The following is a 14,222-nucleotide window of genomic DNA, read 5'->3' as shown; positions in this document are numbered from 1 at the left end:
ATTAGAGCCTAATCCACCAAAAAATCTGCACCGTAGTCTTGTCCTTACTTCTTTCTAATCCGAATAGACCGTATAAAAATTGATAAGAAGTCTTTTCCGGAGTGGAGCTGTATTCCACGAGCAATGGCACATGGATATGCAGTTCGTCTTCGTTCCATCTCTGGGTATAAAGTCTCATTAAAAAAGAGAGCCTTTTTTCTCCATTGGCTAATTTTTGATACTCAACAATGGACCAGACCGGATCCCAGATCCTTTCCACAAGTTCGGATTTTATAGGAAATAAAGAAAGTAGATTCCAAGTCAGGTTACCTTCTCTATCTTCATGCCAACGGAAGAATGGCCAGAGTTTATAATAATTTTCTTCTCTTCCCCATTGAACGTAAGTCCTGTTCGTTCTCCACCAAAATGGAATAAAATAAGTCTCGGAAGATTTGAGATGATAGCTATCGGTACTTAAGCGGAAATAGAACGGAGTGAAAAATCTGGTCTCCTTATACGCAAATCTATAATAACCGTAAAAAGGAAATAAGATTAACTTTCTGTAATCTTCGTCGTCGTTTTGACCATACTGGAAGAGGAAAAATAGAATGTTCAGATCTTTTTCATGAGTTCTTTTATCGTACCCGTACGAAAATAGAGAACCAAAAATAGGAAACCAGAGAAACGCTCTTGCCTTCATATTCCCGAATTCGGAATCTTTCGCTAAGTAGAGGGGCCAAAACATTTTATAAGTGAAGGGTTCTCTTTTATCCTCGTTAATATTTCCCCATTGGATAAATGGCCAAAGGATCGAGTAACGTTCATATTTCCCTTTATGGATCTTGTGAGAATAAAAAGGCAAGATCCTAAGATCGCTTCTGACTTCGGAACCTCCCCACATGACCAAAGGCCATAAGATCCCATGGGCATTATAATTCTTATATTTCCAATTGGAATAAAGAGGGAATAGGGCAAAATTCAATTCCGAGTAGCTAACCTTTCCTCTAAGTCTTCCGAATAAAGGAAAAAATCCGAAATAGGACTCGCGAGCAGTTTCTCCTTTTCCCCAGATTAAAAGTGGAGAAAGAGTATCCTCATCCCAACCTAGATCGTCATGGTAAGTTTCCGTCCCACTGATGAAGAATAAAAAGCTCCATACCCTCCAGTAATCCGTCTTTTCCGAATAATAGATCGGGAATAAGAACGTGTCATATCTATAATTCGATTTGGTTTCTTTATAAGTGGAGAAGAAGGGACGGAAGATCTGCTCTTCTTCTCCCAATCTTTTTTCGGATTGGTATAAGAACCAAAATTGTTTGTATTCGGAAGGATAAGGAGAAACCGGTTTGAAAGGGTATTCCGAAAATAGACTTTCCGTACAAACTAGGAAGAAAAGGATCAGTACTAGATTCTTATTTATCATTCTTCCCGGAAAATCCTAAGCAACAGGGGATTAGATCATTGAAAATTGCAGTTTTATTCGGCGGAACTTCCACAGAACACGAAATTTCCCTGCGCACAGGCACTTTCATAAGTAAAACTTTGTCTGCCATGGGACATTCGGTCAAACCCATTCTGATTTCCAGAGATGGCAGATGGGTGATCCCTAAAGAGTATCGACCCGAGTTCCCTGATGGAAATTCCAAGAATCCGGAAGAGTATTTAAAAGAATTCGAAGAAATTCATTCTACTATTGCAGGTGCATTCTCCTCCTTAGATTGTGATGTTGCATTTTTAGGATTACATGGAACAAGCGGAGAAGACGGTTCCGTCCAAGGTTTCTTAAAAGTTCTCGGGATCCCATTCACAGGTTCAGACGTAAAAGCATCTGCACTTGCAATGGATAAGATCAGAGCAAATCGATTATTCCAACTCGCTGGAATGTCTGTGGCTCCGTTTTGGGAATTGAGAAAAAAAGAATATTCTGAAAATCCGACTTCGGTCGAAAACTCCGGTTTAGAATATCCACTTTTTTTAAAACCGGTAGAAGGCGGTTCTAGCTTTCATACATTCAGGATAGAAGGACCGGAAGATCTGCGTAAGAAACTGCCAGAATTTTTCGATGCTGAAGAACATGCTATATTACAAAAATTCCTGAAAGGAACGGAAGTTTCCTGCGGAGTCTGGGAAAAGAAAGAAGGCCCTAAAAGAATACTAGAAGCGCTTCCTCCCACAGAAATTATTCCAGGCGGAGAATTTTTCGACGTGGAATCCAAATACAAACCTGGACTTTCTCAAGAGATCACCCCTGCTCGTTTGTCTGAAAAGATCATCTCCAAGATCCAAGAACAATCCATCCTAGCTCATAAAACTCTAGGTTGCGAAGGCTATTCAAGAACGGATTTTATTGTGGTAGGAGAAACTCCATTTGTTCTGGAAACAAACACGTTACCCGGAATGACAGAGACAAGTCTTATCCCTCAACAAGCAAAAGCGGCTGGGATTCCTATCCAAACATTGTATCAGTCTTTGATCGACCAGGCTTTAGAAAGAGCAGGGAAGGTTCCCGTAGGTTGATTCTATCTAATCTGGAACAACGCTAACTTTGCAAAAAAGTTGGGACTAAATTTTACCTGTTTCAGATCTGTGAAGAATGCTTTATCTTCTACAGTGAAACCGCGAATATCGCAGAACTCCTGAAAATCTAGAACGGAAAGAAAATGTAAGTTAGGAGTATTAAACCAGCGGTAAGGAAGAAGATCCGTAACAGGAGTTTTTCCTTGGAATAGAATTCTAAAACGAACTTCCCAATATCCAAAATTCGGAAAAACGATGATTACACGTTTGCCGATCCTCAAACATTCTTTGATAATATCGCCAGGGTGTCTGGTCTCTTGGATAGTCTGATTTAAGATCACATAATCAAAACGTTTGTCTTCGTGATGGCTTAGGCCTTCGTCAATATCTCCATGGTGAACATACACACCTTTACGGATACATTCTACGATCGCATCTTCGTCCTTCTCGATACCTTGTCCTCGGATCCCTTTTTGTTTGAGAAGATAGAGAAGATCTCCATTGCCGCAACCAAGGTCCAAAACTCTGGAACCCGGTGAGATTGTATCCAGAATATATGCGAAGTCCGGTCTTTCACTCAGAGTGGCGCTACTTAAGATCTTAGAATCTATCATTCGTTCACCGGCATATTTAGAAAACCTCTGATCACATCTTCCTGTCTTTGGTTAGGAAGAAGAAAACTATCATGACCTTCGTTCGTAGTAAGCTCCACGTAAAAGACTCTTTTATCGGAGGCTTCTAAACTTTTTACGATCTCTCTAGATTGAGAAGGAGGGTAGAGCCAATCGGAACTATAAGAGACAACTAAAAATCTACAATGAGCTGGACTAAGCGCCTTAGTAAGTTCCTGGCCTTTGCCCAGACTGAAATGATCCAGGGCTTTTGTCACATAGATATAAGAGTTTGCATCGAAACGATCTACGAAACTTTCTCCTTGGTATATTAAATAACTTCCTACTGCAAAATCGGAATTTAATAGGTTTCCTATAGGAGGTTTCCTGCCGAATTTTTCTCTCATCTTATGGTCGGAAAGATAAGTGATATGGCCCATCATTCTTGCCAAAGCAAGTCCTTTACGAGGAGTTGCACTGTCTTCATACAATCCGTTATTCCAATTCGGATCGGAAAGAATTGCCTGTCTTCCCACTTCATTAAAGGCGATTTGCATTGCGGAATGTTCTGCAGAAGAAGCTAAAATAATACAATTCTCTAAAGAATCCGGATAAGAAATGCTCCATTGTAAAGCCTGCATTCCACCCATGGAGCCGCCGGCTACGCAGAGCAATCTTTGGATCCCGAAAGATTCTACCAAAAGCTTTTGAGCAGCCACCATATCCTTAATGGAAACGAAAGGAAAGCTGGAACCATATGGTTTTCCACTGACAGGATTGATACTCATGGGTCCTGAAGAACCCTTACATCCGCCGATCACATTAGAAGATATTATAAAAAATTGATTTGTATCAAAGGCCTTACCTGGACCGATATACTCGTCCCACCAACCTGGACGTTTTTCTCCTTCAGAATGAAATCCTGCCGCATGAGCGTCTCCTGAAAGTGCATGGCAGACTAGTATTGCATTGTCTTTGTTGGGAGAAAGTGTTCCGTAGGTTTCATAAGCAACTACGGTAGGGGAAAGAACAGAACCGTTGTCCAGGCGTAGATCTCCCAGCACTGCGGTTTTTGGTTCTACTATGCCGACGGATTGATTCGATCCCATGATTTAAGTTCCAAATAACTAAGCCACTTTCCTTTTTCAGATGATCCTAAGCAAGCTTAGGAAACTAAAAAGAGAAAGTGGCCGATTATTAGACGATTTTTTGAACGGAGTCGGAAGTCACACCTTTTTCAGTGCTTCGTCCAGGTCCGTAATAATATCGTCTATATGTTCCAGACCAACGGAAAGTCTGATAAACTCAGGAGTCACACCCGCTGCCAATTGTTCTTCCGCACTCAACTGTTGGTGAGTAGTAGAAGCAGGATGGATCGCAAGTGATTTTGCATCTCCTACGTTTGCAAGCAAGGAGAATAATTCCAGACCGTCTATCAACTTCTTCGCTTCCGGAATTCCACCTTTCACTCCGAATCCGATGATTGCTCCGAACAATCCTCTCGTATGGTATTTTTTAGCCAGAGCGTAGTTTTTATCGGAAGGAAGGCCAGGATAGTTCACCCAAGTCACTTTAGGATGTTTTGAAAGATACTCCGCTACTTTTAGCGCATTCTCCGAATGCTGGGTAACTCTCAAATGAAGAGTTTCAATACCTTGTAGGATATTAAACGCATTAAAAGGGGAAATTGCAGGCCCTAAATCTCTCAAACCTTGGACACGAGCTTTGATGATGAATGCGATATTCACGCCGCCAAAAGGTTCGAACTTACCGAAAACGTCCCAGAATTTCAGGCCATGATAGCTTGGATCCGGTTCAGTGAAGTTCTTAAACTTCCCGTTCCCCCAGTTGAATTTACCTGAATCAACGATGATCCCTCCGATGGAAGTTCCATGGCCTCCTAAAAACTTGGTAAGCGAGTGAACCACAATGTCTGCACCAAAATCGATAGGACGAACAAGATAAGGAGAAGGTAGGGTATTGTCAATCACCAGCGGGACCCCTGCATCATGAGCAACCTTAGCAACTGCTTCTATGTCAAGAGTATCCAACTTAGGATTGCCTAAGGTTTCGGCAAATATGGCTCTAGTCTTGTCATTGATCGCTTTTTTGAAATTTTCAGGATTGGATTGGTCCACAAAATGGACTTTGATCCCAAGCTTAGGGAAAGTATAGTGAAGAAGGTTGTAAGTTCCTCCATAAAGGGAAGAAGATGCCACAATTTCCTGGCCTGCTTCTACTATATTCAAAAGTGCTAATGTTTCTGCAGACTGACCGGAGGCAGTCGCAAGAGCAGCAACTCCACCTTCTAACGCCGCAACTCTTTGCTCTAAAACGTCAGTAGTCGGATTTCCGATCCTCGTATAAATATTACCGAATTCCTGGAGTCCGAATAGTCTCGCTGCATGGTCCGTATCCTTAAAAACATAGGATGTAGTTTGGTAGATAGGGACGGCTCTGGATGTGGTTGTAGGATCTGGGGCCTGTCCTCCATGAAGAGCGATTGTTTCTGGTTTATAGTTTCTTGCCACGCTTAAGACTCCTTTTTACTAAGTGTAGAAATTTATTCTACAATGTCCATCTAAAATTTAATAAATAAGATAATATAATCGCTATAGTGAACGAATGTGATTTCAGAATAAAAATGAAAATTCTTTTAAAGATCCATCCCTTAAGAAATGAAAACCGATAGATTTTGGAAAATATTTTCTAAAATACGAGAAATGTTCCTGTTTTATTGGTTTTTCATCGCAAGGTTCTGATAGAATCGGTAAGTCATTTAGATTCCATGTAGTTGATACGATACTAGTGGTACTATTTTTGGATGAATTGAAATACGCTTTCCCGGTGAATTCCGGCTCAAATATGAAATTAAACTTTTTGAATTTATTAAGAAGATCTCTAATACTTCCGGGAATTATCCTTTTAACCCTTTATCTATTGCCTGGGGAAGAACTTGAAGCGCAACTCTGGATGCCTCCTGGCAGACAATACATGCAACCTCCTGATCCATTCACATTCGATGCAGGGGTGAACAAGTTTAATAACGATTATTATCTATATCTTGCTCCTACCTTAAATTTGAATTTCGGTGGAGAATTCGGACTATCGCTCACAGCTCCGATGAACTTTCTCGCATACGACCAAGATCCGAAAGATCCAACCTTAAAAGTGGGAAGCATTCGTAAAATCGACTACGACCAAAAGAGTGATTATCTTAGGCTTATTAATAATATCTGGTATGGGACTTATGGTCTTTATAAACCGGGGGAGACAACCTTCTCCTTTTATGCGGGGAAACTCTTCGATGGATATATAGGACACGGAACCATCGTAAACCGTTATGTGAACAACCAGAGGATAGACATTTATAATGTGGGTCTGATGGCTGATTTTAATAACGATTATGGAGGAGTGCAGGTATTCACAAACTCTGTCTATACTCACGAGATAGGTGCAGCCAGAGGATATGTACGTCCGTTTGCGATCGCATTCAAATTATTCGATCTATTTACGGGAAGATCTCAACTCTTCGGGATGTTACAACTTGGACAAGGAAACGTAGCGGACGAAGCCGGTAGAAAAAAAGTCTACGAAGAAGCAGGAGTAGACCCGGAAGACAGAGAGAAATACAGGGCTTTGGTAGAAGATCAAAAGACTCACCAGATGAGAGAAGAAATGATCCCGATCGAGAAAAAACCAGAATCTCGTAAGGAAAAGTTAAAAGAGTTCTTCAATCAGGATAATTTCGCAAATAGATTCTCTATCGGTTATACTACCGCATTCGATACAAAGGCTCCTACACAACTTTCGTTTGATACCACCGGTCGTTTACGTTTGGATTCTAATAATAATCCGCTCGTAGAGCAGTCGGAAAAATTAGTCATCCAAGGTATGGATGCTGAATACAAACTCATCAGCACAAAATATATTGAAATCACTCCTTACTACGATGTAAACACCATCAAAATATTGAACTCCAAAGGAACTCATACTGGCGCAATGTTCCGCTTCGGTGGGAAAGACATATACGCTAAGATCAAACCTGAATATAGAAATATGGATGCGAACTATATTCCTATGTATTTCGACAGCTTTTACGAGATAGAGAGATATCAGTCCAACATAAACTCCCAACTTCCAATGACAAAGCTCGAAGCTGCTAAACTCATGGATCCGGATGCTGCAAGGCTGAAAGGATATTTCACTTCCGTAGTATTTAATTTTTATAGAGTATCTTTAGAAGCGAACTATGAGAATTATTCCGGACCTAATAATTCCAGGATATTCGTAGGTTTATATTTCCCGATCGGTTCCTTATTCATGATCTCCGGATATTATACACGTAAGAACTTCGATCAGAATAAAGATGCATTTAAGGTAGATGATAATTCAGTCGGAGCGTTAGAAGCTGCCCTGAATCTTGGATTTATCGCAATCAGAGTGCAGGATATCCGCAGATGGGTCTATGATAGCACTACTAATAGTTTCGTAGCACAGGACGAGCAAAAGGTATTATTCTCTAACTCTTTGTCCTTCTAATCTAATGAGGGATAGAATTTTCCCATTGGGAAAGGAAGAAGGACACTGCCTGCTCAGATCTCAAAACAGAAGAAGAAAGCCTGATTCCAGGAATATTTGATTTTCTGAATGTTTCTAGTTCGGCTTTTGTCCAACCAGGCTCCGGTCCCACCAAAATAGAATATTCTTTTTCACCTAAGGGGAGGATCTCCTGGATGGACTTTCCCTTTTTGTCTAAATAGAAAAACTTACGGGAAGAAGGATCTACTATTTCCGAAACGGACTGTTTCTTTTCAAAACTTGTTTTTTTGCCTGGAGGAACAAATCCAAGCTCTACCCTAGGAAGAAAAACATTCCCACCTTGTTCCATTCCTAAGATCAGTTTTTCTTTCATATTCTCTTCTTTCCAAACAGGGGAGGTGAGATATTCCGTTCTTGAAAGTGTAGAGAGTCTGAATTCTATAGAATAGGTTCCCCAGACACCTACAAGTTCTAAGATCTTTTCGATCGTGGGAGGTCTTTGGACGGAAACAATTAGATTGATAACAGGACTTCTTCTTTTAGGTCGGATGATAGAAGTATAAGATCCTGAAATTTCTTCCGGGGAAATTTTGAGAATTTTAAAGATCCCCAAACTCTCATTTATGAGACCTGCTTTGATCTTATCGCTTTCTTTCTTTTGTAAAACTTTTAGAATATGTGTGATCCGATCCTTATTAGAAATCTTGAATTCTCCAGAATTTGTTTTCTGAGAGGGATCCAATATTAGATAGTTCATGAAAGTTTAAATTTCTACTTGTGGAGCTTTATCGTCTTCTTCCCCTGGAGTTGGAACAGAAGGTTCCTGAGGCTCCGGAGTGTTCCAATTCGGAACGGAATCGTTCCAGCTCTGGGTAGAAAAGAAGCATGCTCTTGCGATCCCGATCAGGATCAGAATGAATAGAATATATTTTGCGAGTAGAGGGCCGAATCCAGTGCGATTGGGGTCATTATAATTTTGGCGTTCATCCGGATTTTGCCAACCGTAAGATCTGTTCCGGCTAAATCTAGATTTGATAGATTCGAATTTATTTTCTAAAAAACGAAAAAATCCCCGTACTGAACGGGGACTCTGCGCTCCGGAATCTCCTCCTGGGAGATCGTACCTTCCGCCTCTAAAACTGGCGGGGTCTTCCGGATCAAAAACGAAAGAATGATAACATCTAGGACACCGAACAGTCAGTCTTCCCAAATCAATGGGAATTCTGAGTTCGGTGCCGCAGGAAGAACAAGGAAGAATATACCGCACTTAGCTTAGTATTTCAGGGATTCCTTGAGCGTGTTTACGTTCTCTTTGTAGTTCTCATTACCCAACTGGTCGTTGTAATCGAAAATTTTGGTAAATAATCTGTCGAACGTATCCAAATGTTTAATGTAGAAAGTCTTTTTGAAAGAGTTACGGATAGGGTGGGTCTTAGTATTTTCTACGTTAGCAAGAACGTATTTACCAACACCTTTTTCGCTAGGAGTTTCTGGACGACCACCTTCCGGATAACCGTTCTTTTGATAGAAGAGTTCGATCTTATCGTTATGTCCTGGTTGGTCGTTCGGAGCCCTGTCGATGATCTCGGAAACCGATTTATCTTCGATTAGGAAGTTATTCTTATAAACTCTACTGATAATTTTGCTGATTTTACGAGGAGGTTCCATTCTAGGATCCGGATCGTTGGAGTTCGGTCCTTCGAAGTAGATTTCCATATATTTGGAAAGTCCACCTTGAACGATCTTGCCTTGGCCTCTTTCTTCGTCCTTAATGAAATCGTAAACTTCTACTCGGATACAGTTGTTTGCTGCATCTTCTTGTGCGTTACTATTCGAAACCACACATTCGTCGTTGTTTGCTTTTCCTTTGTACAAAACCGTACGGAATGGAAGAACACGTACTTTCATTTTCATGAGTACTGTATGACGTTTTAGTCTTTCATTTAGAGCGGTAACTCTTTGATCCAGACCTTTTTCCGTATCAAGGATAGCCGCACCGGTTTGACCGTCTTCCTTCTTTTGGGCTTGGTTGTCTTGAGCGTTGAGTATGCCTGCGATTGAAAAAATTGCCAGGCAAAATGCGATTTTGCGTTTCATTGTACCCTATTTCCTTGGTCTCTTCTGCGTTTGAGTTTCCCGAAAGTCGAGAATACCCTGTCTCTAGTATCGGTAAAATAGACTCCCGATTAAATCGAAGACTTACATTTTCGCACCGAAAACGTTTATTTTCCTGATTTTGAACTCGTTTCCAAATACAGTTCATAGGGTGGAGGAGTCGGTTTCAATCCTTTTTCGATCAGATTAGCCGCCCATCTTCTTTCCACAAAGTCGCAGAAATCCCTTAAATCCCGGCCTGAATGAGATCCCAATCGTTGTGAAATTGTTAAACGCTCGGAATCCTGTAAATGTTTAGCATAATTACCTAATATCGCTGCCCTTTCTTTTTCGTTAGGAAGGGGGAAGAATACTGATCTGTCAAATCTGGAAACCAAAGCCTTGTCCAGGTCCTGCTTTCTGTTCGTAGCGCCCAGTGTGATCGATTTTTGTCCTCCCTCAAAACCGTCCAGTTTTCGTAATAATACGGATAGAATGTTCCGGGTCGCCTCGAATAGGCCGTCGTCTCTAGACCCAGCCAAAGAATCTATTTCGTCCAAAAACAAAAGACAAGAAGGGAATAGAGAGGCAACATCAAAGACATAAGCCATGTTCTGGGCACTTTCCCCATAATATTTACTTAAAATGGATTCCACCGGCACATAGATGAGAGGGATCTCCGTCATACAGGAAATCACTTTCGCCATGGTGGTTTTTCCTACCCCAGGTTCTCCTTCTAAAAGAATTGCCCTTGGTTTCGTTCTGCCTGGGAATTTACGGGTGAGTTTCGAAAGTTCCTCTAGGGTTTCCGGAGATTTGAGAGGAAGTATAATGGATTCTAAAATTTGTCTTTTGACATCTTCGTAACCTGCGATGGTCTCGAATGTCATCCAGTCTCCCTTCTTCTTTGCTTCTATTGGATCATATACATCAATACCTAGTCTAAGTAGAAGTTCTTTCGGATTCTGGACGGACTCTTGTTTGGAAAGTCTGAGATATTTGAATAGGTCGATTGCGGAAAAAATTTCCTCTCTATGGAAATCTCCTTTTTTTGTGATCTCTATTTTGCTTTGGTTTCTTCCTGCATAAAAGCGGAACTTTGCATTGTCTAAAATGTTTTTGGTTTCGAACAGATTTTCATTCAATGCTTGTAGGCAAACATATCCAGGCTCGAAAGTATGGATCCTCAGATTTTCTATATGGTTTCGAACGATTTGGATACAGTCTAATAACTGTGCCTTATCCGCTCCCGGGATTGGAAATTCTACCCTGAGATCTTTTTTGTCCGGCACAAAGGCAGGAAGTTCGGAATCCTTTACCCCTAGACCTTTTAGCTCCGAATAAAGCAGGTTTTTTGCCTGTGTAAAATCCAGAATATTTCCGGAATTTCGTAAGGGTGGAGTGGTCAAATCTTCAGGTTTCATTCTTTCTTCCCTAGAATTTCTCTTGTATAATCTTTCGGTTCTGTCGAAGAATTTAGAAAGAACCTTTGGAGGCAAGTCCTAATGGGTGAAGGCTCCCTTTCACAAGACGATATAGACGCATTACTAACCGGATCCAGTCCGGGAGGTGGGGGCGGTGGCTCAGCAGATTTTAATCTGAGCGGAGAATTGGACTCCCTATTAGGAGATTCCGGCGGTGGTGGTGGAGCAGGCTCTTCTACCTCTCCGGCATCCGGAGGAGCTCCTTCTTTCGCGGATATTGCTGCGGCTTTGGGGCCTTCTTCTACTCCTGCTCCTCCAAAAACAAGTGCTCGTTCTAGTTCCGTTTCTTCCAATACCGCAAATTTAAATCTATTACTAGATGTTAATGTGGCTCTTACTGTGGAATTAGGTAGGACCAATATGTACATTAAAGATGTCTTAGGTCTGAACGAAGGCGCAGTTGTAGAACTGGACAACGCTGTCGGAGAAGATCTGGATATTTTAGCAAACGGCAAACTGGTTGGGAAAGGAAAACTGGTTTTATTGGATGATTATTACGGAATTCGAATTACCGAGATAGTGGATCCATCAAGAAGAATGCTCTAAATAGAATGTTCGTATCCGGAAGTAACCTCCGGATACGATTTTGATCTTAGACCTTTTTGTCCTCGCTTCCAAGGACTGACTTCATTACAGATTTAAAATTAGATAGGTTCAGTGGAAGAACAAGTTCTGTTCCATCCTGTCCTAATTTTTCTACCTCTTTAATAAATCTCTGAGCGATCCTGAGTTTTACCGCTTCTTTACCACCCTTTGTTTTGATGGAAGCCGCAAGTAACTCGATCCCCTTTGCAGTAGCAGTTGCAATGGATTCAATTTCCGCTGCTTGGCCTTCTGCCTCATTGATCCTTTTTTGTTTTTCACCCTCGGATTTATTGATGGCTTCTTCTTTAATACCTAAAGAGCGGTTGATCCTGGAGTCTCTATCTCCTTCTGAAAGAGAGATCTGTGCTTTCTTGGAGATCTGCGCCTTTTTCTCTCTCTCCATTGCTTCGATGACTGATTTAGGGGGAGCAATGTTTACGATCTCATAACGATTTACACGAACTCCCCAAGGTTCTCCAGCTTGGTCTAACACTTCTAGGATCTTACTATTGATCACTTCTCTCGTTTCGAAAGTTGTATCCAGATCCATAGTTCCAATGATCGCTCTCATGGTAGTTTGCACGAGTTGGGTAACTGCGAATCTATAATCTTCTATTCCGTAACTCGCTTTCTGAGGATCGAGTACTCTTAAATAAAGAATTCCATCCATCTCCACTTTAACGTTGTCTTTTGTGATACAAGTTTGAGGAGGAACGTCTATCGCTTGCTCTTTTAGAGTATGATAATATGCATCATAATCTATAAAAGGGATTAGAATATGAAACCCTGCGTGAAGGGTTCGGCTATATTTTCCGAGCCTTTCTACAATGATACATTCCTGAGCGGAAACAATTCTCAAGGAACGATAGAGTTTATACGCAAAGTAGAGTAGAAACCCGAGCCAGAATATCCATAAAAATACTGAAACAAACATCTTGAATATTACTCCTTCTCTGAATCCAATCCTGGGAATTTATTGGTCACCTTGGAAATACCTTCAAAGAAACCGACTACGTTTGCCATTTCCGTTGGGAGAACTGTAGTTTTTGCTTTTTCTAAAATTACTCCGAGTCCTGATAGATAATCCTCTGTGATCTGAAGATTGACTGCTTCTGCTCCGCCTTCGTTCCCGATTGCATCCGAGATCTGTTGGATACCTTTTGCCTTGGCTTTTGCAATGAACTCGATCTCCTTAGCTTTACCTTCTGCCTCGTTTACTTTTTTGGTTTTCTCACCTTCTGAAAGGTTGATCGCTTCCTGTCTTTCACCCATAGAGCGATTGATCCTTGCCGCTTTTTCTCCTTCGGAGATCGTGATCTCTGCACGTTTTACACGTTCTGCTTTTACTTGTTCTTCCATCTCATGAAGAATTTCTTTAGGAGGCGAAATGTTTTTGATCTCGTAACGAGTTACCTTGATTCCCCAAGGATCTGTTGCCTCATCGAGTGCACGAACTACGTTTGCATTGATATCATCTCTTTCTGAGAATGTATGGTCCAATACAAGTTTCCCTATCTCTGAACGAAGAGTGGTTTGAGCCAACTGGATGGTAGCACTTCGAAAGTTTTCGATTTCGTAGGAAGCTTTGTAAGGATCCATAACTTTGATGTATAGAATACCATCCACCAAAATGGAAACGTTATCCTTAGTAATACAAGTCTGAGGAGGAATATCGATTGCGATTTCCTTCAAAAGTTGTTTGTATCTGATCTGGTCAATGATCGGGATGAGAAAATGAAAACCTGCACCAAGCGCTCCACGGAACACTCCGAGTCTTTCCACAACAAAACAATAGTTTTGGGGAACCACAATACAGGTCTTCACAATGAGATAGATTGTTGCGATGAAGATCAGCGTAAAAAATAGAAATGGGTCCATTTTATCAGTTTCTAACTCCTATTCAATAATGATTATATTTCAGGAAGCTCGATCGGCTCCACAACGAATGTCAGATTTTCCCTCTCCAGGATCCTGACTCTTTTTCCGGCAGGGATACGTTTGGATTTGCTGATCGCATCCCACTCAGTTCCTTGGAATACGATCCTTCCACCTTTCCTTTCCACAAGAATATCTTTGGAAACTAAAACGATCCGTCCTGGACCTTCCTCAGGATTAAGGGTCGCCCTTTCGGAAGAAGAAGGAAAAAATTTCCTCAGGAAATTCCCTCCCACCCAAATTAGAATTCCTGAAAGTGCCGCCCAAATGATTGCCTGGGTCCAAAATCCTATTTCAAAAAAATAGGAAATACTTCCTACAATTGCCGCAGAAAGTCCTAAAAAGAATACGAATGTTCCAGGGACAAAAAGTTCGGCTACCATGAGAATGATCCCGGAGGCGATCCAAAGATAGGAGAGGTTATGTCCGTCTTGCAAAAAGTCCATGGTTTAGATAGAAGAAAGGGGAAAAATTC

Annotated in this window: 14 protein-coding genes; 3 read left to right on the top strand and 11 right to left on the bottom strand. The window is 41.2% G+C overall.

The genetic code is table 11. The features are described from left to right. Nucleotide 1 precedes the first annotated feature (1 nt). Nucleotides 2–1,402: a hypothetical protein gene (locus CH352_RS06590; protein ID WP_100706029.1), complete on the bottom strand. Its 1,401-nt coding sequence runs from the start codon at nucleotides 1,400–1,402 to the stop codon at nucleotides 2–4. Nucleotides 1,403–1,440: 38 nt separating this feature from the next. On the opposite strand from CH352_RS06590, the gene CH352_RS06585 reads away from it, so the two are divergent. Next, entirely contained in the window at nucleotides 1,441–2,496 is a 1,056-nt protein-coding gene (locus CH352_RS06585) for a D-alanine--D-alanine ligase (RefSeq protein ID WP_100706028.1), read from the top strand. A 2-nt stretch (nucleotides 2,497–2,498) separates the two neighbouring features. Here the strand turns inward: CH352_RS06585 and metW are convergent, their stop codons facing one another. From metW to CH352_RS06570, 3 genes are all read right to left on the bottom strand, one after another. Next, the gene (metW, locus tag CH352_RS06580; protein ID WP_100706027.1) at nucleotides 2,499–3,110 is read right to left on the bottom strand and encodes a methionine biosynthesis protein MetW; all 612 of its coding nucleotides are present in this window, start codon (nucleotides 3,108–3,110) and stop codon (nucleotides 2,499–2,501) included. Then, entirely contained in the window at nucleotides 3,107–4,216 is a 1,110-nt protein-coding gene (gene metX / locus CH352_RS06575) for a homoserine O-acetyltransferase MetX (RefSeq protein WP_100706026.1), read from the bottom strand. Before metX ends, metW begins: the two co-directional genes overlap by 4 nt. A 117-nt stretch (nucleotides 4,217–4,333) precedes the next feature. After that, the gene (locus CH352_RS06570) at nucleotides 4,334–5,638 is read right to left on the bottom strand and encodes an O-acetylhomoserine aminocarboxypropyltransferase/cysteine synthase family protein (protein WP_100706025.1); all 1,305 of its coding nucleotides are present in this window, start codon (nucleotides 5,636–5,638) and stop codon (nucleotides 4,334–4,336) included. A gap of 334 nt (nucleotides 5,639–5,972) precedes the next feature. On the opposite strand from CH352_RS06570, the gene impL63 reads away from it, so the two are divergent. After that, entirely contained in the window at nucleotides 5,973–7,649 is a 1,677-nt protein-coding gene (gene impL63 / locus CH352_RS06565; protein ID WP_100706250.1) for a cytoplasmic membrane protein ImpL63, read from the top strand. A gap of 1 nt (nucleotide 7,650) precedes the next feature. Here impL63 and CH352_RS06560 read toward each other — a convergent pair whose 3' ends face one another. From CH352_RS06560 to CH352_RS06545, 4 genes are all read right to left on the bottom strand, one after another. After that, nucleotides 7,651–8,406 (bottom strand): RsmE family RNA methyltransferase, encoded by a 756-nt coding sequence (locus tag CH352_RS06560; protein WP_100706024.1) that lies wholly within the window; start codon nucleotides 8,404–8,406, stop codon nucleotides 7,651–7,653. A 6-nt stretch (nucleotides 8,407–8,412) separates the two neighbouring features. Then, nucleotides 8,413–8,916, bottom strand: a complete 504-nt coding sequence (locus tag CH352_RS06555) for a zinc ribbon domain-containing protein (RefSeq protein ID WP_243396246.1) — start codon at nucleotides 8,914–8,916, stop codon at nucleotides 8,413–8,415. 5 nt (nucleotides 8,917–8,921) lie between these two features. Beyond that, the gene (gene fcpB, locus CH352_RS06550; RefSeq protein ID WP_100706023.1) at nucleotides 8,922–9,746 is read right to left on the bottom strand and encodes a flagellar-coiling protein FcpB; all 825 of its coding nucleotides are present in this window, start codon (nucleotides 9,744–9,746) and stop codon (nucleotides 8,922–8,924) included. A 125-nt stretch (nucleotides 9,747–9,871) separates the two neighbouring features. Then, entirely contained in the window at nucleotides 9,872–11,167 is a 1,296-nt protein-coding gene (locus CH352_RS06545; protein WP_207766651.1) for an AAA family ATPase, read from the bottom strand. An 81-nt stretch (nucleotides 11,168–11,248) separates the two neighbouring features. On the opposite strand from CH352_RS06545, the gene fliN reads away from it, so the two are divergent. Further along, nucleotides 11,249–11,773, top strand: a complete 525-nt coding sequence (gene fliN / locus CH352_RS06540) for a flagellar motor switch protein FliN (protein ID WP_100706021.1) — start codon at nucleotides 11,249–11,251, stop codon at nucleotides 11,771–11,773. Between the two features lie 46 nt (nucleotides 11,774–11,819). Here the strand turns inward: fliN and CH352_RS06535 are convergent, their stop codons facing one another. The 3 genes from CH352_RS06535 to CH352_RS06525 are packed head-to-tail and all read right to left on the bottom strand — an operon-like array spanning nucleotide 11,820 to nucleotide 14,193. Then, complete coding sequence (locus tag CH352_RS06535) at nucleotides 11,820–12,746, bottom strand: SPFH domain-containing protein (RefSeq protein WP_100706020.1); 927 nt, start codon at nucleotides 12,744–12,746, stop codon at nucleotides 11,820–11,822. Nucleotides 12,747–12,754: 8 nt separating this feature from the next. Continuing rightward, the gene (locus CH352_RS06530) at nucleotides 12,755–13,690 is read right to left on the bottom strand and encodes an SPFH domain-containing protein (protein WP_100706019.1); all 936 of its coding nucleotides are present in this window, start codon (nucleotides 13,688–13,690) and stop codon (nucleotides 12,755–12,757) included. Between the two features lie 32 nt (nucleotides 13,691–13,722). Next, nucleotides 13,723–14,193, bottom strand: a complete 471-nt coding sequence (locus CH352_RS06525; protein WP_100706018.1) for an NfeD family protein — start codon at nucleotides 14,191–14,193, stop codon at nucleotides 13,723–13,725. Nucleotides 14,194–14,222: the final 29 nt, after the last annotated feature.

Origin of the sequence: Leptospira hartskeerlii, from assembly GCF_002811475.1 — a bacterium.
Taxonomy (GTDB): domain Bacteria; phylum Spirochaetota; class Leptospiria; order Leptospirales; family Leptospiraceae; genus Leptospira_B; species Leptospira_B hartskeerlii.
The sequence above is the reverse complement of the archived record's forward strand: the minus strand, read 5'-3'. Positions and strand labels throughout refer to the sequence as shown.